Below are 23,934 nucleotides of genomic sequence, written 5' to 3' on the forward strand. Positions count from 1 at the left end.
CACGGCGGCGGCCTCGGCCTCCGCCGTGCGCAGGTCGGCGACGCTGGACAGCGCCAGGGGCAGGTGGGCGAGCGGGGCGTCGAACGGATCGGCGGGCCGGGCGTTCGGCGAGGGCGGGGCGGCGGACAGCGAGGCGGACGGGGCGAGCGGCGTCATGTCGGGAGAGCCGCCGGGGCGGCCGGTCGAGACGCCGCGCGAGGGCGGCGTCAGGTGGCGAAGCGGTCCACGTGGAGCGCGGCGAGCGTGTCGGCCGGCACGTGATGCGGCGTGCCGCCGAGATAATCGCTCACCACTTTAGCAGAGCCGCAGGCGAGGCCCCAGCCGGCCGGGCCATGGCCGAGATTGACGAACACGCGCGGGTGGCGCGTCGGCCCGACCACCGGCAGCCCGTCCGGCGACAGCAGCCGCGTGGCCTGCCAGGGCAGCGCGGCCGAGATCTTCGCGGCGCCCGGGATCCAGTCGTGGGTGGCCTGGCCGAGCAGGGCCAGCGCCTCGTCGTTGAGCGCCTCGGGCAGCGGCCTGGCGATGTCCTTCTCGCTTTGCAGGACCGGCGCGCCGCTGATCCGCACGCGCTGGTGCATGCGCGTCATGGTGATGCGCTTGATCGAATCGACCACGGTCAAATGCGGCGCGTGTTCCTCGTAGGCGACCGGCGCGGTCAGCGCATTGACGCGCACCGGGTGCAGCGGCAGCGTGATGCCGAGCCGGGCCAGCAGCGGCACGCTGCCGGTGCCGGCAGCGATCACCACCGCGTCGGCCGAGATCACGTCGACTTCCTTGCCGCGCGCGCCGAGCCGGTCGCCCGGCTCCGGCGCCAGCTCCACCGCGGCGCGGTTGGCCTCGACGCGGATCGCCGTGACGGCGCGGCCGAAGCAGAACTGCACGCCGTGCTCGTCGAGCGTCTGCTTGACCAGCTTGGAGAAGAGGGGACAGTTCGCGGTGCGCTCGAACTCGAGCAGCACGCCGCCCGCGAAGGGCGGGTCGGCCGGCACCGAATGCTCGAGCGCCGCGCATTGTTCGGCGTCGAGGATCTGGTGCGGGACCTCGTAGGCGCGCAGCAACTCCAGCGCGGGCTGGGCGGCGGCCCATTCCTGCGGCTCGCGGATCACGTGCAGCACGCCGGGGCGCTGCTCGAACTCCAGGCCGAAGCGGCGCTCGATATCGGCGATCGATTCGCGTGACAGGTCGACCAGCGGCTTGAGTTTCGCGTAATGCGCGGCGAACGCCTCGGGCGCGCGCAGTTTCGCCAGCTCGCGCGTGAAACGGCGCAGCGGGCCGTTCAGGCCCGGTTTGTAGACCACGCCGCTCCTGAGCGCGCGGCGGTGGTGCATGAAGGTCGGACCGAACCAGACGTCGAGCGGGGTGGGCAGCACCAGGCCGCCATGGCCGTAGGTGGCGCCCTGGGCGACGGTGGCGTGGCGCTCGACCATGCAGACGCGGTGGCCGGCGGCGCGCAACTGGTAGGCGGTGGCGACGCCGCCGATCCCGCCGCCGATGACGATGACATCCATGTTGTGATTCGAAAACGGGCCGCGTCGCGACCCGGGTCTGGTCTTCCGTGCGGGCCGTGTGGAACCCGGTGAACCGCGAATGATAGCGCCAAACCGGGCGCTCGCGGCGGCGCCCGGCCGCCGCCGCGGGAGCACCGGCCCCGGACGCGGCAGCCCGCCGTGGCCGGATCCGGCGTGGCGCGCTGGCCTCGGAAAGGCTTGCGGACGGCTTCGGCGGCATGACTTCCGGGTATAATTGCGGTCTTCCTTTCGCCCCAATGTCGCCGACTCGCGCGACTCATCGATGTCCGTCCAGCCCATGGCTCACTTCTCGTGTTTTCCCGGCGCCGCCGCCCTTTCCGATTTCCGCCAGACTCGCCTGCTCGACACGCTCAAGCAGATCGACGGCGATATCGTCGCAATCCGCGGCCAGTACCTGCACTTCGTCAACGCGTCCGAGCCGCTGTCGGCCGATGAGTCGGCCCGCATCGACGCGCTGATGCACTACGGCGCGCCGTTCGAGCCGGCCGCCGAGAAGGGCGCGACCGACACCTTCATCGTGCTGCCGCGCATCGGCACGGTGTCGCCGTGGGCCAGCAAGGCGACCGACATCGCCCTGCATTGCGGCCTCGCCTCGGTGCGCCGCATCGAGCGCGGCCTCGAATTCACGGTCACGCTGAAGGCCGGCCTGCTCGGCATGGGCGGCAAGAAGGCGCTCTCGCCCGAGGTGCGCGCCGCGGTGGCCGCCGCCCTGCACGACCGCATGACGGAAAGCGTGGTGGCCGCGCGCGAGGACGCGCACCACCTGTTCGACGAACTGCCGGCCAAGCCGCTGGGCCGCGTCGACGTGCTGGGCCAGGGCCGCGCCGCGCTGGAGGCGGCCAACCTCGAGCTGGGCCTCGCGCTGGCCGAGGACGAGATCGTCTACCTGGTCGACGCCTTCACGAAGCTGGAGCGCAACCCGACCGACGTCGAGCTGATGATGTTCGCGCAGGCCAACAGCGAGCACTGCCGCCACAAGATCTTCAACGCCGACTGGACCATCGACGGCGCGAAGCAGGACATGTCGCTGTTCGCGATGATCCGCAATACCGAGAAGATGAGCCCGCAGGGCACCATCGTCGCCTACTCGGACAATTCCTCGATCATGCGCGGCGCGCAGGCCGAGCGCTGGTTCCCGCGCGGCGCTGGCGTCGACGGCACGCCCGCCGAGCAATACGGCCGCCACAGCGAGCTGACGCACACGCTGATGAAGGTCGAGACGCATAACCACCCGACCGCGATCTCGCCGTTCGCCGGCGCCGCGACGGGCGCGGGCGGCGAGATCCGCGACGAAGGCGCGACCGGCCGCGGCGCCCGCCCGAAGGCCGGCCTGACTGGCTTCACGGTCTCGAACCTGGACCTTCCCGGCGCGCGCGAAGCCTGGGAAAACGCACGCGACGCCGCCCAGCCGGTGGCCGAGCGCAACCCGGCCGACGCCCACGCGCCCTATGGCCGCCCCGACCGCATCGCCTCGCCGCTGCAGATCATGATCGACGGCCCGCTCGGCGGCGCCGCCTTCAACAACGAATTCGGCCGTCCCAACCTGGGCGGCTACTTCCGCGTCTACGAGCAGAACGTCGGCGGCACCGTGCGCGGCTATCACAAGCCGATCATGATCGCCGGCGGCATCGGCAACGTCTCCGACGCGCACACCCACAAGCACGACCTGCCGGCCGGCACCTTGCTGATCCAGATCGGCGGCCCCGGCATGCGCATCGGCATGGGCGGCGGCGCGGCCAGCTCGATGGCCACCGGCGCCAACACGGCCGAGCTCGACTTCGATTCCGTGCAGCGCGGCAACCCGGAAATCGAGCGGCGCGCCCAGGAAGTGATCAACGGCTGCTGGCAGCTCGGCGAGGCCAACCCGATCCTGTCGATCCACGACGTGGGCGCGGGCGGCCTGTCGAACGCCTTCCCCGAGCTGGTCGACGGCGCCGACAAGGGCGCGCGCTTCGAGCTGCGCAAGATCCAGCTCGAGGAAAGCGGCTTGTCGCCGCGCGAGATCTGGTCGAACGAATCGCAGGAGCGTTACGTGCTGGCGATCGCGCCGGCCGACCTGGCGCGCTTCGAGGCGATCTGCACGCGCGAGCGCTGCCCGTTCGCCGTGATCGGCGTGGCCACCGAGGCGCGCGAGCTGAAGCTGGTCGACGATCTCGCCGAAGGCCAGGACGGCTTCCCGGTCGACATGCCGATGGACGTGCTGCTCGGCAAGCCGCCCAAGATGCATCGCGACGTCGCGCGCGTGGCGGTCGAGCGCATCCCGGTCGACGTGACCGGCGTGTCGCTGGCCGATGCGGCCGTGAGCGTGCTGAAGCACCCGACTGTGGCCAGCAAGTCCTTCCTGATCACGATCGGCGACCGCTCGGTCGGCGGCACCTCGGTGCGCGACCAGATGGTCGGCCCCTGGCAGGTGCCGGTGGCCGACTGCGCCGTCACCGCGCTCGACTACGCCGGTTTCGCCGGCGAGGCGATGACCATGGCCGAGCGCACGCCGCTGGCCGTGATCGACGCGCCCGCCTCGGGCCGCATGGCGGTGGGCGAGGCGATCACCAACATCGCCGCCGCGCCGATCGCCTCGCTCGACAAGCTCAAGCTGTCGGCCAACTGGATGGCCTCGTGCGGCACCGCCGGCGAGGACGCCGCGCTCTACGACACGGTCAAGGCGATCGGCATGGAGCTCTGCCCGGCGCTGGGCATCGGCATCCCGGTCGGCAAGGATTCGCTGTCGATGAAGACCAAGTGGAACGACAGCGGCGTGGCCAAGGAAGTAGTCTCGCCGGTGTCGCTGATCATCTCCGCGTTCGCGCCGGTCGAGGACGTGCGCCGCCACCTCACGCCGCAACTGCGCCGCGTGGCGGACGTCGGCGACAGCGTGCTGATCTCGATCGACCTGGGCCGCGGCAAGAACCGCATGGGCGGCAGCATTCTCGCCCAGGTCACGCAGCAGGTGGGCGATTCGGTGCCTGACGTCGACGACGCGGAAGATCTCAAGCGCTTCTTCACGGCGATCCAGGCGCTGAACGCGCAGGGCAAGCTGCTCGCGTACCACGACCGCTCGGACGGCGGCCTGTGGGCGACCGTCTGCGAAATGGCCTTCGCGGGCCACGCCGGCGTGTCGATCAACGTCGACATGCTGACGCTCGACCCGAACCACGAATCCGATTACGGCGATGCCAAGGACTGGGCCAAGCAGACCAGCGGCCGCCGCGAGGACCGCACGATCCGCGCGCTGTTCAGCGAGGAACTCGGCGCGGTGGTGCAGGTGCGCGCCGCGGATCGCGACGCCGTGCTGGCCGCGCTGCGCGAACATGGCCTGTCGACCTGCTCGCACGTGATCGGCTCGGTCAACGAGCGCGACAGCATCGAGGTGTTCCGCGACGCGAAGAAGATCTACGACGCGCCGCGCTCTGAACTGCAGCGCGCCTGGACCGACGTGAGCTGGCGCATCGCGCGCCTGCGCGACAACCCGGCCTGCGCCGATGCCGAATACGACGCGCTGCTCGACGCGGCCGATCCGGGCATGCAGCCGGTGCTGGGCTTCGACGCCGCCGAGGACGTGGCCGCGCCGTTCATCGCCACCGGCGCGCGTCCGCGCGTCGCGATCCTGCGCGAGCAGGGCGTGAACTCGCACCTCGAAACGGCCTATGCCTTCGATCGCGCCGGCTTCGACGCGCACGACGTGCACATGAGCGACCTGCTGGCCGGCCGCGCCAACCTGGCCGACTTCGCCGGCGCGGTGGCCTGCGGCGGCTTCTCGTATGGCGATGTGCTCGGCGCCGGTGAAGGCTGGGCCAAGACGATCCGCTTCAACGACGGCCTGGCCGAGATGTTCTCGACCTTCTTCGCGCGTCCCGACACTTTCGCGCTCGGCATCTGCAACGGCTGCCAGATGCTGTCGAGCCTGGCGTCGATGATTCCCGGCGCCGAAGCCTGGCCGAAGTTCACGCGCAACAAGTCCGAGCAGTTCGAGGCGCGTTTCTCGTTTGTCGAGGTGCAGTCCTCGCCGTCGATCTTCTTCGCCGGCATGGAAGGCTCGCGCATCCCGGTGGCGGTGGCGCACGGCGAAGGTTTCGCCGATTTCTCGCAGCAGGGCGATGCCGACCGCGTGGCCGTGGCGATGCGCTTCGTCGATCATCGCGGCCAGGCCACCGAGCGTTATCCGTTCAACCCGAACGGCTCGCCGCAGGGCATTACCTCGGTCACCACGGCCGATGGCCGCTTCACCGTGCTGATGCCGCACATGGAGCGCGTGCATCGCACCGTGCAGATGAGCTGGGCGCCCGAAGGCTGGGGCGAGGCCAGCCCCTGGATGCGCGTGTTCCGCAACGCGCGTCGCTGGCTTGGTTGAGATCGATGAAGTTCGAGGTTTGATACGCGGCGTGGCTCGGGGCAACTGCCTCGCGCCGCGCCGCGTTGTTTGATTACCGTTGTCGAGTTCGTTTTCCAGGCTCGATTCATCGGGCTTGATTCATCGGGCTCGATTCGACGCGCCGACGATCGCGTCGAGATGGCCTCGGCCGGCGCCGCGCCGCCGGGCCTCGAGCCGCCGTACCGCGCGCGCAACCCTGCGCGCGGTACGGCATAATCGTCAGGTTTGCATCGGCGGGCGCTCAAGAGGCGCCTGTTGTGGTGCGCGCAGGCGTGTCTCGACGAGCCCAAAGGCGTTTGTCGACGAGGCCGCCGCTTTCCCCGGTCACTTTCTGTTTCGCTACCACAACAATGCCCGCATACCGTTCCAAAACTTCCACGGCCGGCCGCAACATGGCAGGCGCGCGTTCGCTCTGGCGCGCCACCGGCATGAAGGATGAAGATTTCTCCAAGCCGATCATCGCGGTCGTCAACTCGTTCACGCAGTTCGTGCCCGGCCACGTCCATCTGAAGGACCTCGGCCAACTGGTCGCGCGCGAGATCGAGGCGGCTGGCGGTGTCGCCAAGGAATTCAACACCATCGCCGTCGACGACGGCATCGCGATGGGCCACGACGGCATGCTCTATTCGCTGCCGAGCCGCGACATCATTGCCGACTCGGTCGAGTACATGGTGAACGCGCACTGCGCCGACGCGATGGTCTGCATCTCGAACTGCGACAAGATCACCCCCGGGATGCTGATGGCCGCGATGCGCCTGAACATCCCCGTGATCTTCGTGTCGGGCGGCCCGATGGAAGCCGGCAAGGCCAAGCTGGCCGTGCCGGGCACCAACACCATCCAGATCAAGAAGCTGGACCTGATCGACGCGATGGTGATGGCCGCCGACAGCAAGGTCAGCGATGCCGAGGTGGCGGAAGTCGAGCGTTCGGCCTGCCCGACCTGCGGCTCTTGCTCGGGCATGTTCACGGCGAACTCGATGAACTGCCTGACCGAGGCGCTGGGCCTGTCGCTGCCGGGCAATGGCACGGTGGTGGCCACGCACGCGGACCGCGAGCAACTGTTCAAGCGCGCGGGCAGCCGTATCGTCGAACTGGCGCGCCAGTATTACGAGCAGGAAGACGTGACGGTGCTGCCGCGCTCGGTCGGCTTCAAGGCGTTCGAGAACGCCATGACGCTCGATATCGCGATGGGCGGTTCGACCAACACGATTCTTCACCTGCTGGCGATCGCGCAGGAAGCCGAGATCGATTTCTCGATGCGCGATATCGACCGGCTCTCGCGCGTGGTGCCGCAGCTGTGCAAGGTGGCGCCGAACACGAACAAGTATCACATCGAGGATGTGCATCGCGCCGGCGGGATCATGGCGATCCTGGGCGAACTCGAGCGGGCGGGCAAGCTGCACACGGATGTGCCGACCGTGCATGCGAAGACGCTCGGCGATGCGTTGAAGCAGTGGGATATCACGCTGACCGATGATGCGGCCGTGAGGAAGTTCTACATGGCTGGGCCGGGCGGGATTCCGACGCAGGTGGCGTTCAGCCAGGATGCGCGTTGGCCGAGCCTGGATCTGGATCGGGCCGAGGGATGTATTCGCTCGTATGAGCACGCGTTCAGCAAGGAAGGCGGGCTGGCGGTGCTGACCGGCAATATCGCCAAGGACGGCTGCGTGGTGAAGACGGCCGGTGTTGATGACTCGATTCTCGTGTTCGAAGGTCCGGCGCATGTGGTCGAATCGCAGGACGAGGCGGTCGAGAACATCCTGGCCGACAAGGTGAAGGCAGGCGATGTGATCATCGTTCGCTACGAAGGGCCGAAGGGCGGGCCAGGCATGCAGGAAATGCTCTATCCGACCAGCTATATCAAGTCGAAGGGCTTGGGCAAGGCTTGTGCGTTGCTGACCGATGGGCGGTTCTCGGGCGGCACGTCCGGGCTGTCGATCGGGCACTGCTCGCCGGAAGCGGCGGCGGGTGGGGCGATCGGCCTGGTGCGCGATGGCGATCGGATTCGGATCGATATCCCGAATCGGACCATCGATGTGCTGGTGAGCGATGAGGAACTCGCCAAGCGTCGCGTCGAGCAGGATGCGAAGGGCTGGAAGCCGGTGCTGCCGCGGCCGCGCAAGGTGTCGGCGGCGTTGAAGGCTTATGCGAAGCTGGTGATGTCGGCGGATAAGGGCGCGGTGAGGGATTTGTCGTTGTTGGATGATTGAGGTTGGTTGGCGGATGGGTTGCCCGGTTTTGGGATCGGGGGATCTGTTCGGTAGGTTGTGGAAAAATGCCGCCCTGTGGGCGGCATTTTTTCTGTGGTGGTGGGGTGGACGGTTGTTCTGGATGTCATGAGCCGTCGTCTGTTGCTTGATTCGGTTTGCTGCGATGCGAAGATATTCGGTGACAGTCTGAATTCGCAGCCATGAAGGGACATTCGTTCGATGCGACGTCTTGACATTCACATGTCAGTTCCATTCAGCAAGCGGTCTTTCATCGGGGCCTGTCAGAATTTCCGTGTTCGAGGCGGGTTGAGCATCACACGGATGGCCGGACAAAACGCTCTTCGTAGAGGATGGCGAACTGGTTCATGGCCGCCTTCCAGTCGTGCGCGGCATGTCCCCAGCCAGCCGTGATGTTACGCAAGGCCAGCCAGATGAGCTTGGTGGCCGCTTCGTCGCTGGGAAAGTGACCTCGAGTCTTGATGATCTTGCGCAACTGCCCGTTGATATTCTCAATCGAATTCGTCGTGTAGATGATCTTGCGAATTGCCGGGGGAAACGCGAAAAACGGGATCACGCGATCCCAGGCGTTGCGCCATGAGGCACTGACGGTCGGGAAGCGTCGTCCCCATTCGCCATCGGCAAACGCATCCAATTCGGCCTGGGCCGCTTCCGCGCTCGCCGCCGTGTAGATCGGCCGGATAGCCGCGGCCAGCCCGCGACGGTCTTTCCAACTCGCGTAATCGAGGCTGTTGCGCATCAGATGCACGATGCAGGTCTGCAGCGTCGTGGCCGGAAATACGGCTGCCAGCGCCTCAGGCATCCCTTTCAGTCCATCGGTGACGGCGATCAGGATGTCACTCACACCACGTGTTTTCAGATCATTGAAGACCTTCATCCAGAACTTCGCGCCTTCGGTGCTTTCGATCCAGAGCCCCAGAATGTCGCGCGTTCCATCGGACAACACGCCCAGCGCTAGGTAAATGGCCTTGTTTTTCACGACGGCGTTTTCCCGGATCTTGACCCGCAATGCATCGAAGAAGACGACCGGATACATCAGTTCAAGCGGCCGGGCCTGCCAGGCCGTGACCTCGGCCATGACTTCATCGGTGACGGAGCTGATGAAGTCCGGCGACACTTCGGTGCCGTACTGCTCAAGCAGAAAAGCCTGGATTTCTCGCACGGTCATGCCGCGTGCGTACATTGCCACGATCTTGTCGTCGAAGCCGGTGAAGCGACGTTCGTGTTTCGGAATGAGCAGCGGCTGGAAACTGCCGTCGCGATCGCGAGGCACCTCGATACAGATCGGGCCGTCCTCGGTCAGGACCGTCTTGGCGCTTTTGCCGTTGCGTTGATTGCTCACCTCAACTGGCTTGGCCGCGCCCGACGCGTAGCCCAGGTGGTGATTCATTTCACCACCCAGCGCGCGCTCGATCAGCGCTTTCTTGAGTGCCAGCGTGGCGGCATTGATGGCTTCGGCCGTCATTGGGCCGTTGCCGAACTGCTCCAGCAGCTCAGCGGGAATCGCCGGCAACTCGGCCGGCGTGGCTTTCGGTTTGCGAGGCATACGTCCTCCTTGGGACAAGAATATGCCTCGAACACAAAATTACGGACAGGCCCTTTCATCGCCGAGAACCCGGGCACCACGCTATGGGCTAGCGAGGTCGATACGCATCGTTGCAGCATGCGCAAAGTCGGTTAGCGTGTCTCCTCCGCATCGAATCCTGGACCTGCGATTTGTGATTTCGGATAGAGCGAAAGGAGTTCCCGCGACAGGTATGGCACGTAGTTGTATAACTTTCCTTCGATGTGGCCCGCTTCAGCAAGGACCCCGATACAGAATTGAAGGGGAGACAAGCTTCGTGGATAATCGGCGCCAGCCTTATCTAGTTCGGTTTCGATAGTATTTAAGCGCTTTTCAACGAAAGATTGCGCATCATTGCCAGACAGTCGTTTTCGACTAGTTGACAGTATCAAACGTTGCACGTTTTCACAGAACCGCATCCAGCTAGCCGGCTTCACCTCAGCTGGGAGCTGCTCTCGATCGAACCGCGAGCGAAAGAGGTCTTCAATCCTCGAGCGCACTGCCACATCCGGCCAATTCTGCGCATGTATCGCCGCCGCGGCTGCATCGAAACCAAGCACCAACATATCGAGCTGCTCCACCGTTGCCTTTAATTGGGCCGCAAGCCTTAAACGGCTCCAGTCGACTCGCTCCCCCTTATAGGCCAGCGAATGCGTCGCTACGGACCAAGCATGTTCGAACGCAGTTCTTATTTGGATTTCAAACGAAATTTTGGTGAGGGGGCTATCGACCGTCAGTAATGGTTCCTTAAGGCGAGCAATTATACGAGTTGCATCAAAGCGAAAAACAGTTGGATCTTTCTGGGTTGCGCCGCGCAATTTAAGATTGATAACTTCGAACTCGGATTTTAGCCATTCTATAACAATACTTTCTTCATCGAGAAACGGGATGACTATTGAGCAGCCGTAAAGATCGTCAAGGCTGCTCCAATTGGAAAATCTGCCGGTTTCAATTTTTTCGAATAGGGACTCTGTGTCCTTCAATCGTCCAATAAAAGCATAGCCGTGCGTCGAACAATAAGCAAAGATTCTCCCCTTTGCTCTCTCCTCTATTTGCTTGAGGTACGGGTGGAAAAGGTTATGTTTTTGGGTGAGTTGCGCTGGAACAATCACGGTCACTATGCTGAAAGAATTGACCTCAAATATCGAACCCGCGTCTCGCGCGGACCTTTATCATTAGACGCAGACCTCGCAGCATCGTAATATGCCATCAGAGCGGCATCACCGTCGCGTTCGGCTGAATTATCGACTCGGTCAACGAAAGTTCGAAGCACTGTAGCCGAATGATGAGGCGTTCCAAGCGCTCGATCTTGCTGCAGAGAGTCGATCGCACCGAAGAGGGCGTAGAAATCAGCCTGATTGCGCAAGCGGGAGCCAGCCAACTCCTCGTCGACAATGAGAACCTCGGCAATGTGCGAAACGGCGGCACGATAGCGATCGTCGCAGACCGACTTCTGCTCCCAGTCGGTGTCCCGATCCGAAAATGCTCTGTCCAAATCGTCCTGGCTGTAGCCGCGAGGGCCATCTTCCAGCAAGAGTAGCAAAATGGCTGTGAACTCTACATCTTTCATTTGTTTCTTCGACTGAGCGGCAAATCTCGGAAAATTTTGTGGGAAGACGGTCTGTTGCCACTCTGCAAGTTGCTCAGACAAGCGTATAAATTCACCATCTAATCGTGCGTGGCGAAGTTCCTGCGGTGTGAGTTTTGCGACATTTCGGTTAATTCGATCAAAAATCGAATTAATAACACCTTCGTCATTGGTAGGAATGTATTCCACGAGCAATTGGTATGACCAGAAAGCTCGGCGGACCGATTCATCAAGGCTGTTGAAATATTTGCCTCTAAGCGCGGCAATATCCGAATTGTCACTAATCGGAAAGTCTCCGCGAACAAACTCGAGAATAGTTGTTATCCGTTGCTTTCCGTCTACCACGTGATAAGTGGATGAACCTTCGGCGCTGATCTGCTCATACAGAAAGATGGCAGGCGCAGGATAATTTAACAATACCGTGTCAATGAAGTACTCCTTGAAAGCATTGTTCCACACGCTTCGACGTTGATATGGCGGGTCGAGATCTAGCGCTGAACGTCGATGGAGGTCGTAAAACCAGCTCAAATTCTGAAAGTTTTGGCGGCGAATCATTTGACTTTAGGCATGCTGACGGGTGGATGCCATAATATACCAGTTCTTTGGCGCCGACTCACGACGCCCAACATCCATTCTCTATGCGTTAGATGCGATTATCGGATGTCAGCTGCGAACGAGCCGGCACGCCCGATCGCGATGGTTGATTGGTTTGTGCTTGCTGGACGCCAGCGCGCACAACGAACGGCGGGGTGAGCGGCCGCGGAGACGAAGGGCATCGAACAACGAAATGCGAGTTCGTGGATTTCGACAACAGACGCAGCGTTGCATCATGATTTCTCATCGCGAGCTGCGGTTCTGGCCCGAGACGCGCCAAGGACTTTGCCACTGAAGGGCCGCTATGCTCCGCAACGCGTCAGAAGAATCGTACGGTGCTGATCGCCCGCAACGGGTCGAAAGCGTCGAAACATATCTATCAGAATTCCCCACCCCGACGCGATCGACCCCGGACGATAAGCTTCGCTACCCAACCAACCCCCCCAACAACGACAATCGAGGCGATCAAAACCGCCATCATCCCGAGCGCCGGCAAATCGTCCTCATTGTCGAACTCTTCATGCCCCGTGATGCGCAGCAAAACCCGCAATGCATCTTCGAGCGGAGCAGGCATCTCCGCCGACAGCCCGACGACGATATGCGCAAGAACCCACCCACCGACGAGCGCCACGACGAGGTTCAACGCAAACATCCCGATCCTCTTCATTTCACCTCAACCGTGCCATAGGCCTTGAGCACTGATCCAGGCACCGGCAAATCGGCGCCTTTCTTCCTCAGAAATTCCGCGAATCGATCGAACGTAACCGGGTTCATGACGGTGATGCAGCCTTCGCTAGAACGGCGCGGCCCCGTCGGGTGAATCCGAAAACGCCCGCGCCTTACTTTCCCGACAAAGGTTGTGTCGCCGGTTTTCGCATTCCACAACATAAACCACTTGGTGTGATCGGTGGTACCCCAACCCTGCTTGCCCCAAGCGTCGTAAAACCAGCCGAAATGGCCGCCTGATTGCCGATCGACGATGTAGTACATCCCTTTCGGGATCGGCCCGACTCCCTTCAAGCCTGTTGCCTCGGGATTGTCACGCGCGCGCCCCTTGCCGGAGAAAGCCGGAATCGCCCCGAATCCCGGACAGTTCAAGGTCGAAACGCGCTCCTTGTTCAAATCGAATGTGCATCGGATCGGCATGACTGCTCCCTTTGCAAGGGTTTCAAATCCGCGCAGTGTATCGGCCAAGCAGATCGCTCCGACCCGCCATTTTCCCCAGGTGCGACAACAACAGCCCAATAAAAAATGCCGCCCCAAGGGACGGCATTTTTTCACCAGGCCAGCTCATCAGAAGCCAGCCCAAGCACATCAAACGAACCTCACTGAATCTTCGCCTGAGCGCGCAGCTTCTCTTCAAACGCCTGCAGCTTCTGCTGCACCATCTGCTGCGCCAGTTGCGCCTTCACCTGCTCGAACGGCGGCGGAGCGATCGGGCGAACATCATCCACGCGGATGATGTGCCAGCCGAATTGCGTCTTCACCGGCTCGTCCGTCATCTGCCCCTTCTGCAGGTGCGTGGCCGCATTCGCGAATTCCGGCACGAACGACTTCGGATCCGCCCAATCCAGATCGCCGCCGTTCTTGGCCGAACCCGGGTCCTTCGAGAACTGCTTGGCCAGATCCTCGAACTTGGCGCCGGCCTTGATCTTCGCGATCAGATCCTTGGCCTGCTGCTCGTTGTCGACCAGGATGTGATGCAGGTGATACTCGCTGCCCGTCGCGCCCTTGGCCAGCTCGTCGTACTTGGCCTTGACCTCGGCGTCGCTCGGCTGGTTCTTCTTCACGAAGTCCTCGATCAGCGCGCGCAGCACCACGGTCTGCTGGGCGATCGCCACTTGCTGCTTCACGTCGGCACGGTTCGGCAGGCCTTCCTTGAGCGCTTCCTGCATCAGGATTTCGCGGTTGATCAGCTCCTGGCCGACCATCTTGCGCAGCTGATCGGAATCCTGCTGACCTTGCTGGACGAGCTGAGCGACCATCGCGTCGACGCGCGACTTCGGGATCGGCGTGCCGTTCACCACGGCGACGTTCTGGGCGAAGGCCGGTGCGGCGACGAATGCGGCAGCCGCGACCCACAGGCGGGGGGATTTCAGGATCATCGGGAAGAATTCCTAGTGAAACGAATTATTGTGAAGACACGTTGAACTCATCGGGCGTGTAAGCCACGATCGCGAGCGCGTGAATGCCGCGCCGCATCGCATCAGCGAGCGCATCATACACCAGCCGATGCCGCGCCACGCGGGACTTGCCGGCGAACGCGGCGGCCACGATCGTCACCGTATAGTGCCCGCCAGCCGCGGCACCCGCGTGACCGGCGTGCTCGGCGCTGTCGTCGCTGACATGCAGGGATTCGGGGGAGAGCGCGCTGTTCAGGCGCGCTTCGATCAGCGCGATGCGCCCTTCGGGCGAGGCGCTGAGGAAATCGTCGGACATCGTCATTCGTCTTTCAGGTATTTAGCGAGCCACAGGCTCTGCAGGATGATGAACACGAACATCGCGCCGGTGGTGCCGAACAGCTTGAAGTTGACCCACTGCGACGGCGTGTAGTGATTCACCACGTAGAGATTCACCACGCCCAGCACGGCGAAGAACAGGCCCCAGGCCAGGTTGAGCTTGTCCCAGATCGGATGCGGCAGGCTCAGTTGCTTGCCCATCATCTTCTCGATCAGGTTCTTGCCGAACAGGTAGCGCGCGGCGACCAGGATCACGGCGAACAGCCAGTACAGCACGGTCGGCTTCCACTGGATGAACTTCTCGTCGTGCAGCACCAGGGTCGCGCCGCCGAACACGACGATCACGCCCAGGCTGACCCACAGCATGGTGTCGACCTTCTTGTGGCGGAAGGCCACCCAGGCCACCTGCAACAACGTCGCGACGATCGCCACGGCGGTGGCGGTGAAGATGCCCCAGACCTTGAAGGCAGCAAAAAACAGGATGATCGGAAACAGATCGAACAGGAATTTCATGGTGATCGGGGCTGCGTGGCGGACCGGGTTCGAGGCGCCCGGGCTGCGCCACCGTTAGGGGCCCCGCCCGGCGGGCCGTGGCGGCACGCAAGACGGGTTTCCGCCGGCGGCTGTTTCCGTGTGGCCGAAGCGCCCGGGCCAGCCCGGGCGACGGCCTCACTTGCCGGCGTCAGGCTCGAAGTTTAACGCAGCCGAATTGATGCAGTAACGCAGGCCGGTCTTGTCGCGCGGGCCATCCTCGAACACGTGTCCCAGGTGGGCGCCGCAATTGTTGCAGCGCACCTCGACGCGGATCATGCCGTGCGTGCGGTCCATCTTCTCCTCGATCACCTCGCCGTTGAGCGGCTTGAAGTAGCTGGGCCAGCCGCAACCCGAGTGGTACTTCGCGCCGGATTCGAACAACGGCGTGTCGCAGACCACGCAGTGATAGATGCCGGCATCTTCCAGGTCGGTGTACTCGCCGGTGAAGGCGCGCTCGGTGGCGGCGTGCTGGGTGACCTCGTACTGCATCGGCGTGAGGCGCTCGCGCAGCTTGGCCTCGTCCTTCTCGTACGGGTAATCGCGGTCGTTGTGATCGTGGGACATGTGGGTCTCTCCAGGGGAATCGGGGCGCCGTCGCTCAGGACGAACAGCTGACCTCGAGCGTGCCGGCCCAGTCCGGCGGCAGCGCGGCGTAGGCTTCGTATTCCGGTTGCTCGTCGAACGGCCGGCGCAGGATCGCCGCGAGCCGCTCGACTTCCGAATAGTCCTTCTCGGCCGCGCGACGGATCGCGGTCTCGGCCAGGTGGTTGCGCAGCACGTACTTCGGGTTCACGCGGTTCATCGCGGCGGCGCGCTCGGCGTCGTCGCGCGTCTCGTCGGCCAGGCGCGCGCGATATTGCGCGGCCCAGCCGTCGAAGGCTTCGCGGTCGATGAACAGGTCGCGCACCGGCGCATCCGAATTCGCGTCGTGCTTCGAGAGCTGCGCGAGGCGCCGGAAGGTCAGCGTGAAATCGGCGTGGCTGCCGTGCATGATCTCGAGCAGCCGGTTGGCCAGCGCGGCATCGCCTTCCTGCTCGAGCGCGAGCCCGAGCTTGGCGCGCATCGCGCCTTCCAGCGCCGGGCCGAAGGTTTCGGGGAAGCGCGACAGCACCGCTTGGGCGTCCTCGACGGCGCGCTCGGTGCGCGGGTCGTCTTCCAGGTCGACGCGTTGCTGGCCGATCAGCGGCAGCAGCGCCTGCGCGAGGCAGAAGCAGTTCCAGTGCGAGATGCGCGGCTGCATGCGATAGGCGTAACGGCCCTGCTGGTCGGTGTGATTGCAGATGTGGCCGGCGTCGAAGGCATCGACGAAGCCGAACGGGCCGTAATCGAGCGTGAGGCCGAGGATCGACATGTTGTCGGTGTTCATCACGCCGTGGCAGAAGCCGACCGCCTGCCATTGCGCGACCATCTTCGCGGTGCGCTGCATCACGGCTTCCAGCAGGGCGAGGTACGGGTCCTCGGCCTCGCGGCAGGCGGGGTAGAAGCGGTCGATCACGTGGTCGGCCAACTGCTTGAGCAGGTCGGGCCGGTCGTTCGAGAAGAAATGCTCGAAATGGCCGAAACGCACGAAGCTCTCGGCCACGCGCGTGACCACCGCGGCCGTCTCGACGGTCTCGCGCATCACGGTCTGGTCGGAGCCGATCACGGTCAGCGCGCGGGTGGTCGGGATGCCGAGATGATGCATCGCTTCCGAGCACAGGAATTCGCGGATCGAGGAGCGCAGCACGGCACGGCCGTCGCCCATGCGCGAGTAGGGCGTGCGCCCGGCGCCCTTCAACTGCAGCTCGAAGCGGCGCCCTTCGTGCTCGATCTCGCCGATGTTCAGCGCGCGGCCGTCGCCGAGCTGGCCGGCCCAGACCCCGAACTGGTGTCCCGAGTAAACGCTCGAATAGGGCAGCGCCTCGGCGGGCCAGTCGCGGCTCGGGTTGCCGCAGAACAGCTCGGCGAAGCCGGGCAGCGCGCGGATTGCGGGATCGAGGCCCAGTTCCGCGGCCACGTCGTCGGAGAAGCCGACCACGTAAGGCGCGGGCAGGGGCGCGGCGGGCAGGCGCGTCAGGAATGCGGCGCCCAGCTTGAGGAAGGCATCGTCGCGCGGCGCGGCGAGCGAGGCGGCGAGATCGGGGAGGGTGGCAGCCAAATCGGATTCGCTTCTGGATAACGGCAAGTTGAACGACGAGTCACAAGTCGGTATTGTAAATCCGCGCCGCGCGGGCCGCTTGCGGCGAGGAAGAGGCATCTGTCGTAGTCGGATCCAACCGGGAGAGCTGGACGATGAGCACCAAGATGAACCCGCCGCTGCTGGGCCAGATGATGGACGTACCCTTGCTGGTGTCGTCCCTGATCACGCACGCGGCGCGCCACATGGGCCATGCCGAGATCGTATCGCGGCGGCTCGAGGGCGATATCCACCGCTACACCTACCGCGATTGCGAACGGCGTTCCCGGCAACTGGCGCAGGCCCTGCTGCGCGCCGGCGTCGAGCCGGGCGAGCGGGTCGGCACGCTGGCCTGGAACGGCTATCGCCACCTGGAAGCCTATTACGGCATCAGCGGGATGGGCGCGGTCTGCCACACGATCAATCCGCGCCTGTTTCCCGAGCAACTCGTCTACATCATCAACCACGCCGATGACCGTTTCGTGCTGTTCGACATCAGCTTCGCGCCGCTGGTCGACCGGCTCGCGCCGCTGTGCCCGCAGGTGCGCGGCTGGATCGCGATGACCGACGAGGCGCACCTGCCGGCCGCCGCCACGCCGCTGCTGGCGTATGAAACGCTGCTCGAGGCCGAGGACGGCGACTATCAATGGCCGCTGCTCGACGAGCGCCAGGCGTCCTCGCTCTGCTACACCTCGGGCACCACCGGCAACCCGAAGGGGGTGCTCTATTCGCATCGTTCCACCGTGCTGCACGCCTACGCGGCCGCGCTGCCCGACGCGATGGGCCTGTCGGCGCTCGATTCGGTGCTGCCGGTGGTGCCGATGTTCCATGTCAACGCCTGGGGCCTGCCTTACGCGGTGCCGCTCACCGGCGCGAAGCTGGTGATGCCGGGCAAGGACCTGGACGGCAAGTCGCTGCACGAGCTGATGGAGGCCGAACGCGTGACCTGCTCGGCCGGCGTGCCGACGGTCTGGCTGGGCCTGCTCAACCACCTGCGCGAATCGGGCGCCGGCTTCTCGACCATGGAGCGCACGGTGATCGGCGGCTCGGCCTGCCCGCCGGCCATGCTGCGCGCCTTCGAGGACGATTACGGCGTGCAGGTGATCCACGCCTGGGGCATGACGGAAATGTCGCCGCTGGGCACCCTGGCGCGGCTGACCTGGGAGCAGACGCAGCGCGACGAGACCGAGCGGCGCCGCTCGCTGGAGAAGCAGGGGCGCGTGATCTACGGCGTGGACATGCGCATCGTCGGCGAGGACGGCCGCGAGCTGCCCTGGGACGGCATCGCGTTCGGCGAGCTGCAGGTGCGCGGGCCCTGGGTGGTCGAGCATTATTTCGACGGCAGCGGCTCGCCGCTGGTCGACGGCTGGTTCCCCACCGGCGACGTCGCCACCATCGATGCCGACGGTTTCCTGCAGATCACCGATCGCAGCAAGGACGTGATCAAGTCGGGCGGCGAGTGGATCAGCTCGATCGACCTGGAGAACGTCGCGGTGGCGCATCCGGCCGTGGCCGAAGCGGCCTGCATCGCCTGCGCCCATCCGAGATGGACCGAGCGGCCGCTGCTGGTGGTGGTGCCGCGGCCCGGCATGGACGTCACGCGCGAGGAGCTGCTGGCCTTCTACGCGGGCAAGGTCGCGAAATGGTGGATCCCCGACGACGTGGTGTTCGTCGAGACGCTGCCGCACACGGCTACCGGCAAGCTGCAGAAGCTCAAGCTGCGCGAGATATTCCGCGAGCATGTGCTGCCCGGCATCGTGGCCGGCGAATGCCCGCTGGAAGGCGAGCCGCTGCGCCCGGCCGGGCTCTGAGCCGACCCGGATCGCGCGGCGCTGCATTGCCGTATCCGCAACGATCGGCGGCCGGGTTTCGCTGCGGCGCGACCCGGCCGCCGAGGTCGTTTACGGCGCCGTTTCGGCCTGCATCCGGCACCTTCAAGTTGTAATTGAACGATCGTTCTTTTTTGTTGTATGCTGCCCCGGTTTCCTCGCGTGCGGCCACGGCGTCGCGCGCGCACAATCACCGTCGACGCTGACGAAGCGCGGCCTGGCGGCTCGCGCAACCGCATGGAGGCAGACAGATGGCAGTGGACTACACGACTCGTGACGGCGTGGCCGTCATCACGCTCAACAATCCGCCCGTCAACGGGCTCGGCTATTCGACGCGCGCCGGGGTGATGGACGGCCTCGATCGCGCGCTGCAGGACCCGGCGGTGACGGCCATCGTGCTCACCGGCGCGGGCCGCGCCTTCTCGGGCGGCGCCGACATCACCGAATTCAATACCCCCAAGGCGCTTCAGGAACCGAGCCTGCACACCCTGATCGCGGCCGTCGAGGCCAGCGCCAAGCCGGTGGTGGCCGCCGTGCACAGCGTGGTGATGGGCGGCGGGCTGGAGCTGGCGCTGGGCGCGCATTACCGGATCGCCGCGCCGGGCACCCAGGTGGCCCTGCCCGAGGTCAAGATCGGCCTGCTGCCGGGCGCGGGCGGCACCCAGCGGCTGCCCCGAGCGCTCGGGCTGGAAACCGCGCTGAACATGATCGTGTCGGGCGCGGCCGTGCCTTCCGAGCAACTCGCCAAGAGCGGCCTGTTCGACGAGATGGCCGAGGGCGACCTGCTGGAAGCGGCGGTGGCGCTGGCCCGGCGCGTCGGCGCCAAGCCGGGCCCGCATCCGCGCGTGCGCGATCGCAAGATCGAGCATCCGAACGCGGCCGGCTTCATCCAGTTCGCGCGCAACAGCGCGCGCGCCGCCGCGCCGCAATACCCGGCACCGCACAAGTGTATCGACGCGATCGAGGCCGGCGTGCTGAAGGGTTTCGACCAGGGCCTGATCGACGAGCGCGACGGTTTCGTGGCGCTGGTGCAGACGCCGGAAAGCCGCGCGCTGCGCCATGCCTTCTTCGGCGAGCGCGCCGCCAGCAAGATCCCCGACGTGCCGGCCGACACGCCCGTGCGCGAGATCCGCAAGCTCGGCGTGATCGGCGCGGGCACCATGGGCGGCGGCATCACCATGAACTTCCTCAACGCGGGGCTGCCGGTCACGCTGCTGGAAACGAAGCAGGAGGCGCTCGAGCGCGGCCTCGCCACGATCCGCAAGAACTACGAGGCGCAGGTCAAGAAGGGCAAGCTCAGCGAGGAGAAGCTCGAGGCGCGCATGGCGCTGATCTCGCCGACGCTGTCCTATGAGGACCTGAAGGACGCGGACCTGATCATCGAGGCCGTGTTCGAGGAACTGGGCGTGAAGGAGCAGGTGTTCCGCAAGCTCGACGAGGTGGCCAAGGCCGGCGCGATCCTCGCCTCGAACACCTCCACGCTCGACGTGAACAAGATCGCCGCCTTCACCGGGCGCCCGCAGGACGTGGTCGGCATGCACTTCTTCAGCCCGGCCAACGTGATGAAGCTGCTCGAGGTGGTGCGCGGCGAGCATACCGCCAAGGACGTGCTGGCCACCGTGATGCAGCTCGCCAAGAAGATCCGCAAGACGGCGGTGGTATCGGGCGTGTGCGACGGCTTCATCGGCAATCGCATGGTCGAGCAGTACATCCGCCAGGCGCTGTTCATGCTGGAGGAGGGCGCGCTGCCCGCCCAGGTCGATCGCGCGATCGAGGCCTTCGGTTTCGCGATGGGGCCGTTCCGCATGAGCGACCTGGCCGGCAACGACATCGGCTGGGCGATCCGCAAGCGCCGCTACCTCGAGCAGCCCGACCTGCATTACTCGAAGATCGCCGATCGCCTCTGCGAACTCGGCCGCTTCGGCCAGAAGACCGGCGGCGGCTGGTACGACTACCAGGCCGGCGAGCGGCGCGCCAAGCCCTCGAAGCTGGTCGACGAGATGGTGCTGGCCTATTCGAAGGAAGCCGGCGTCGAGCGCCGCAAGATCGCCGACGAGGAGATCGTCGAGCGGCTGGTCTACGCGCTGGTCAACGAAGGCGCGAAGATCCTCGAGGAAGGCATCGCCTCCAAGGCTTCCGACATCGACATGGTCTACCTGACCGGCTATGGCTTCCCGCTCTGGCGCGGCGGCCCGATGCTGTACGCGGACACGGTCGGCCTCTACAACGTCGAGCGCGCGATGCGCCGCTACGCGGCGGGCGCGAACGGCGATGCCTGGCAGCCGGCACCGTCGATCGCGAAGCTCGCGGCGGCCGGCAAGGGTTTCAACGGCTGAGGCGCGCGGAGGATACCAGCATGCGTAGCGACGATGTGCTGCTCGTGATCGACGTGCAGAACGATTTCATGCCGGGCGGCGCGCTCGCGGTGGCCGACGGCGACGCGGTGGTGCCGGTGATCAACCGGCTCGCGCGGCGCTTCGAGCAGGTGGTGATCACGCAGGACTGGCATCCGCGCGCGCACGTGTCGTTCGCCGCCAACCACCCGGGCCGCGAGCCGTTCTCGACCATCACCCTGCCTTATGGCGAACAGGTGCTGTGGCCCGTGCATTGCGTGCAGGACAGCGAGGGCGCGGCGCTGCATCGCGAGCTCGACATCCCGCAGGCGCGGCTGGTGATCCGCAAGGGTCTCGACGCCTCGGTCGACAGCTATTCGGCCTTCGTCGAGGCTGATCGCAGCACGCCGACCGGGCTGGCGGGCTACCTCGCCGCGCTCGGCGCGAAACGCGTCTGGTGCTGCGGACTGGCCACCGACTACTGCGTGGCCTGGTCCGCGCTCGATGCGCGCGCGGCCGGTTTCGAGGCCGCCGTGATCGAGGATGCCTGCCGCGCGATCGACCTGAACGGCTCGCTGGCGCGGGCATGGCAAGAACTTCAGGCCGCGGGCGTGGCCCGCGTCCAGGCGCAGGCGGTGCTCGCCTGAGCGGGCCGCCTGCGTCGACAACCGTCTACAAGCAATTCGAACCAGGAGACTGGCATGAACGAAGCCGTAATCGTATCCACCGCCCGCACCGGGCTGGCGAAATCATGGCGCGGCGCGCTCAACATGACGCACGGCGCGACGCTGGGCGGGCATGTGGTGGCCGCCGCGGTCGAGCGCGCCAAGCTCGATCCGGCGCGCGTCGAGGATGTGCTGATGGGTTGCGCGAATCCGGAAGGCGCCACCGGCGCCAACATCGCGCGCCAGGTGGTGCTGCGCGCGGGCCTGCCCGTGTCGGTGCCGGGCATGACCATCAACCGTTTCTGTTCCTCGGGACTGCAGACCATCGCGCTGGCCGCTCAGCGCGTGATCGCCGGCGAGGGCGAGGTGTTCGTGGCGGGCGGCGTGGAGTCGATCTCCTGCGTGCAGAACGAAATGAACCATCACATGCTGCAGGAAGGCTGGCTGCGCGAGCACAAGCCCGAGATCTACTGGAGCATGCTGCAGACCGCCGAGAATGTCTCCAAGCGCTACGGCATCGCCAAGGAGCGCCAGGACGAGTACGGCGTGCAATCGCAGCTGCGCGCGGCGGCCGCGCGCGAGGCCGGCCGCTTCGACGCCGAGATCGTGCCGATCACCGTGCTGGCCGGCGTGGCCGACAAGGCCACGGGCCGCCTGCACACGCGCGAGGTCACGCTCTCGTCCGACGAGGGGATTCGCCCCGACACCACGCTGGAAGGCGTCTCGAAGATCCGCTCGGCGGTGCCGGGCGGGGTGATCACGGCGGGCAACGCCAGCCAGTTCTCGGACGGCGCCTCGGCCTGCGTGGTGATGAACGCGAAGCTCGCCGAGCGCGAGGGGCTGGCGCCCCTGGGCATCTTCCGCGGTTTCGCGGTGGCCGGCTGCGAGCCCGACGAGATGGGCATCGGCCCGGTGTTCGCGGTGCCCAAGCTGCTCAAGCAGGCGGGCCTGAAGGTGTCCGACATCGATCTGTGGGAGCTCAACGAGGCCTTCGCGGTGCAGGTGCTGTACTGCCAGGACACGCTCGGGATTCCGGCCGACCGGCTCAACGTCAACGGCGGCGCGATCGCGGTGGGTCACCCCTATGGCGTGTCGGGCGCGCGTCTGGCCGGCCATGCCCTGATCGAGGGCAAGCGCCGCGGCGCGAAGTACGTGGTGGTCACCATGTGCATCGGCGGCGGGCAGGGCGCGGCGGGGCTGTTCGAGATCGCATGATCGCGTGACGGCGAGCTGATCGGCATGAAGGCAAAGGGCGGGCGGCGCTGCGGCGTCGCCCGCCCTTTGTGCTTGGCGCTTGAGGATCGTCTTTCAGGCCCCGTATTCGACGACACGCCGCTGAATTCGCCGAATCGTCCGGCCCGCAAGTTTGGTAGGCTTCGGTTCTGGATCAGGGGCGCGCGGCCCGAGCCGGCGCGCACCCGCATCGACATTCACTGAATCCTTGATCGCTAGGCAAGAAGGCAACATGACACAGAAGGCATCGGCACACGCCGCGGCGCGCGAGTCGCGCGGATTGATCGGCCAGACGGCGCGAGGCGCGCGATGAGCCAGGACAGCAGCCCGCGCAAGGCGCCGCCCACCATCGAGAGCCCCTTCGTCGACGCGCTCGGCGTGCAACTCGTCTCGGCCAAGGATGGCGCCAGCGAGATCGCGCTGCCGCTGGCCGAGCAGCACATGAACACCTGGAGCATCGCCCACGGCGGCGTGACCATGACGCTGGCCGACGTGGCGCTGGCGATGGCCGCGCGCAGCCTGACCGACGACGGCGTGGGCGTGGTGACGGTGGAGATGAAGGTCAACTTCATGCAGCCGGGGCGCGGCGAGCTGCGCGCCTATGGCCGCGTGATGCACCGCTCGACCACCATGGCCTATTGCGAGGGCGAGGTGCGCGACAGCCAGGGCAATTTCGTCGCCAAGGCGATCGGCACCTTCAAGTACATGAAGCGGCTGGCGGTGGGCCGCGATATCGCCCGGCAGCGTTCGCGCACCGATCCGGGCGCGAATCCGGGGCCGAGCGACGCCTGACGGCCCCCGTGGCAGCAACGGCCCCGACCGGCGACGGCGGGGCCGAATCGCGTTGGGCT

The 23,934-nt window shown here is 65.5% G+C and carries 18 protein-coding genes; 7 read left to right on the forward strand and 11 right to left on the reverse strand.

Annotated elements, in window-relative coordinates; genetic code table 11:
* Positions 1–206: 206 nt before the first annotated feature.
* Positions 207–1,511: an FAD-dependent oxidoreductase gene (locus F3J18_RS14190; RefSeq protein WP_025100298.1), complete on the reverse strand. Its 1,305-nt coding sequence runs from the start codon at positions 1,509–1,511 to the stop codon at positions 207–209.
* Positions 1,512–1,809: 298 nt separating this feature from the next.
* Here F3J18_RS14190 and purL point away from each other — a divergent pair, with 298 nt between their 5' ends.
* A complete protein-coding gene (gene purL / locus F3J18_RS14195) occupies positions 1,810–5,880 on the forward strand; it encodes a phosphoribosylformylglycinamidine synthase (RefSeq protein WP_166913173.1) in 4,071 nt (1,356 codons plus the stop codon).
* Between the two features lie 371 nt (positions 5,881–6,251).
* Positions 6,252–8,111: a dihydroxy-acid dehydratase gene (ilvD, locus tag F3J18_RS14200; protein WP_025100296.1), complete on the forward strand. Its 1,860-nt coding sequence runs from the start codon at positions 6,252–6,254 to the stop codon at positions 8,109–8,111.
* 313 nt (positions 8,112–8,424) lie between these two features.
* Here the strand turns inward: ilvD and F3J18_RS14205 are convergent, their stop codons facing one another.
* From F3J18_RS14205 to F3J18_RS14250, 10 genes are all read right to left on the reverse strand, one after another.
* Positions 8,425–9,675, reverse strand: a complete 1,251-nt coding sequence (locus F3J18_RS14205) for an IS256 family transposase (protein WP_166913153.1) — start codon at positions 9,673–9,675, stop codon at positions 8,425–8,427.
* Between the two features lie 131 nt (positions 9,676–9,806).
* Entirely contained in the window at positions 9,807–10,805 is a 999-nt protein-coding gene (locus F3J18_RS14210; protein WP_166913154.1) for a RelA/SpoT domain-containing protein, read from the reverse strand.
* A gap of 5 nt (positions 10,806–10,810) precedes the next feature.
* Positions 10,811–11,836 (reverse strand): DUF262 domain-containing protein, encoded by a 1,026-nt coding sequence (locus tag F3J18_RS14215; RefSeq protein ID WP_166913155.1) that lies wholly within the window; start codon positions 11,834–11,836, stop codon positions 10,811–10,813.
* A gap of 418 nt (positions 11,837–12,254) precedes the next feature.
* Positions 12,255–12,542: a hypothetical protein gene (locus F3J18_RS14220; protein ID WP_166913156.1), complete on the reverse strand. Its 288-nt coding sequence runs from the start codon at positions 12,540–12,542 to the stop codon at positions 12,255–12,257.
* A complete protein-coding gene (locus F3J18_RS14225) occupies positions 12,539–13,021 on the reverse strand; it encodes a DUF2778 domain-containing protein (RefSeq protein WP_166913174.1) in 483 nt (160 codons plus the stop codon). The genes F3J18_RS14220 and F3J18_RS14225 overlap by 4 nt, the downstream gene beginning before the upstream one ends.
* A 179-nt stretch (positions 13,022–13,200) precedes the next feature.
* Positions 13,201–13,980 carry a peptidylprolyl isomerase gene (locus tag F3J18_RS14230; RefSeq protein WP_025100293.1) on the reverse strand — a complete coding sequence of 260 codons (780 nt, stop codon included), beginning with the start codon at positions 13,978–13,980 and terminating at the stop codon, positions 13,201–13,203.
* A gap of 25 nt (positions 13,981–14,005) precedes the next feature.
* Complete coding sequence (locus F3J18_RS14235; RefSeq protein ID WP_013698333.1) at positions 14,006–14,320, reverse strand: BolA family protein; 315 nt, start codon at positions 14,318–14,320, stop codon at positions 14,006–14,008.
* Positions 14,317–14,847 carry a septation protein A gene (locus F3J18_RS14240; protein ID WP_013698332.1) on the reverse strand — a complete coding sequence of 177 codons (531 nt, stop codon included), beginning with the start codon at positions 14,845–14,847 and terminating at the stop codon, positions 14,317–14,319. Before F3J18_RS14240 ends, F3J18_RS14235 begins: the two co-directional genes overlap by 4 nt.
* A gap of 156 nt (positions 14,848–15,003) precedes the next feature.
* Entirely contained in the window at positions 15,004–15,432 is a 429-nt protein-coding gene (msrB, locus tag F3J18_RS14245; protein ID WP_025100291.1) for a peptide-methionine (R)-S-oxide reductase MsrB, read from the reverse strand.
* A gap of 34 nt (positions 15,433–15,466) precedes the next feature.
* Positions 15,467–17,032, reverse strand: coding sequence for a protein adenylyltransferase SelO (locus F3J18_RS14250; protein ID WP_166913157.1), 1,566 nt, complete (start codon positions 17,030–17,032; stop codon positions 15,467–15,469).
* A gap of 119 nt (positions 17,033–17,151) precedes the next feature.
* Between F3J18_RS14250 and F3J18_RS14255 the strand changes: the two genes are divergently transcribed.
* The 5 genes from F3J18_RS14255 (at position 17,152) to F3J18_RS14275 (ending at position 23,875) form a co-directional block, all read left to right on the forward strand.
* Positions 17,152–18,834, forward strand: coding sequence for a 3-(methylthio)propionyl-CoA ligase (locus F3J18_RS14255; RefSeq protein WP_025100290.1), 1,683 nt, complete (start codon positions 17,152–17,154; stop codon positions 18,832–18,834).
* Between the two features lie 269 nt (positions 18,835–19,103).
* Positions 19,104–21,188 (forward strand): 3-hydroxyacyl-CoA dehydrogenase NAD-binding domain-containing protein, encoded by a 2,085-nt coding sequence (locus F3J18_RS14260; protein WP_166913158.1) that lies wholly within the window; start codon positions 19,104–19,106, stop codon positions 21,186–21,188.
* A gap of 20 nt (positions 21,189–21,208) precedes the next feature.
* On the forward strand, positions 21,209–21,832 hold the full coding sequence (pncA, locus tag F3J18_RS14265) for a bifunctional nicotinamidase/pyrazinamidase (RefSeq protein ID WP_166913159.1): 624 nt from the start codon (positions 21,209–21,211) through the stop codon (positions 21,830–21,832).
* A 54-nt stretch (positions 21,833–21,886) separates the two neighbouring features.
* Entirely contained in the window at positions 21,887–23,065 is a 1,179-nt protein-coding gene (locus F3J18_RS14270) for an acetyl-CoA C-acyltransferase (protein ID WP_025100287.1), read from the forward strand.
* A 327-nt stretch (positions 23,066–23,392) separates the two neighbouring features.
* Positions 23,393–23,875 (forward strand): PaaI family thioesterase, encoded by a 483-nt coding sequence (locus F3J18_RS14275; protein ID WP_013698325.1) that lies wholly within the window; start codon positions 23,393–23,395, stop codon positions 23,873–23,875.
* The last annotated feature ends 59 nt before the right edge of the window (positions 23,876–23,934 follow it).

This window comes from Burkholderia sp. Ax-1720 (genome assembly GCF_011753035.1).
Lineage (GTDB): Bacteria > Pseudomonadota > Gammaproteobacteria > Burkholderiales > Burkholderiaceae > Burkholderia > Burkholderia gladioli.

Coding starts and splice junctions, on each gene's coding strand:
- F3J18_RS14235 (WP_013698333.1), bottom strand. CDS start 14,320: ATGACGATGTCCGACGATTTCCTCAGCGCCTCGCCCGAAGGGCGCATC.
- purL (WP_166913173.1), top strand. CDS start 1,810: ATGGCTCACTTCTCGTGTTTTCCCGGCGCCGCCGCCCTTTCCGATTTC.
- msrB (WP_025100291.1), bottom strand. CDS start 15,432: ATGTCCCACGATCACAACGACCGCGATTACCCGTACGAGAAGGACGAG.
- pncA (WP_166913159.1), top strand. CDS start 21,209: ATGCGTAGCGACGATGTGCTGCTCGTGATCGACGTGCAGAACGATTTC.
- F3J18_RS14225 (WP_166913174.1), bottom strand. CDS start 13,021: ATGCCGATCCGATGCACATTCGATTTGAACAAGGAGCGCGTTTCGACC.
- F3J18_RS14255 (WP_025100290.1), top strand. CDS start 17,152: ATGAACCCGCCGCTGCTGGGCCAGATGATGGACGTACCCTTGCTGGTG.
- F3J18_RS14270 (WP_025100287.1), top strand. CDS start 21,887: ATGAACGAAGCCGTAATCGTATCCACCGCCCGCACCGGGCTGGCGAAA.
- F3J18_RS14220 (WP_166913156.1), bottom strand. CDS start 12,542: ATGAAGAGGATCGGGATGTTTGCGTTGAACCTCGTCGTGGCGCTCGTC.
- F3J18_RS14260 (WP_166913158.1), top strand. CDS start 19,104: ATGGCAGTGGACTACACGACTCGTGACGGCGTGGCCGTCATCACGCTC.
- F3J18_RS14190 (WP_025100298.1), bottom strand. CDS start 1,511: ATGGATGTCATCGTCATCGGCGGCGGGATCGGCGGCGTCGCCACCGCC.
- F3J18_RS14240 (WP_013698332.1), bottom strand. CDS start 14,847: ATGAAATTCCTGTTCGATCTGTTTCCGATCATCCTGTTTTTTGCTGCC.
- F3J18_RS14230 (WP_025100293.1), bottom strand. CDS start 13,980: ATGATCCTGAAATCCCCCCGCCTGTGGGTCGCGGCTGCCGCATTCGTC.
- F3J18_RS14215 (WP_166913155.1), bottom strand. CDS start 11,836: ATGATTCGCCGCCAAAACTTTCAGAATTTGAGCTGGTTTTACGACCTC.
- F3J18_RS14205 (WP_166913153.1), bottom strand. CDS start 9,675: ATGCCTCGCAAACCGAAAGCCACGCCGGCCGAGTTGCCGGCGATTCCC.
- ilvD (WP_025100296.1), top strand. CDS start 6,252: ATGCCCGCATACCGTTCCAAAACTTCCACGGCCGGCCGCAACATGGCA.
- F3J18_RS14275 (WP_013698325.1), top strand. CDS start 23,393: ATGAGCCAGGACAGCAGCCCGCGCAAGGCGCCGCCCACCATCGAGAGC.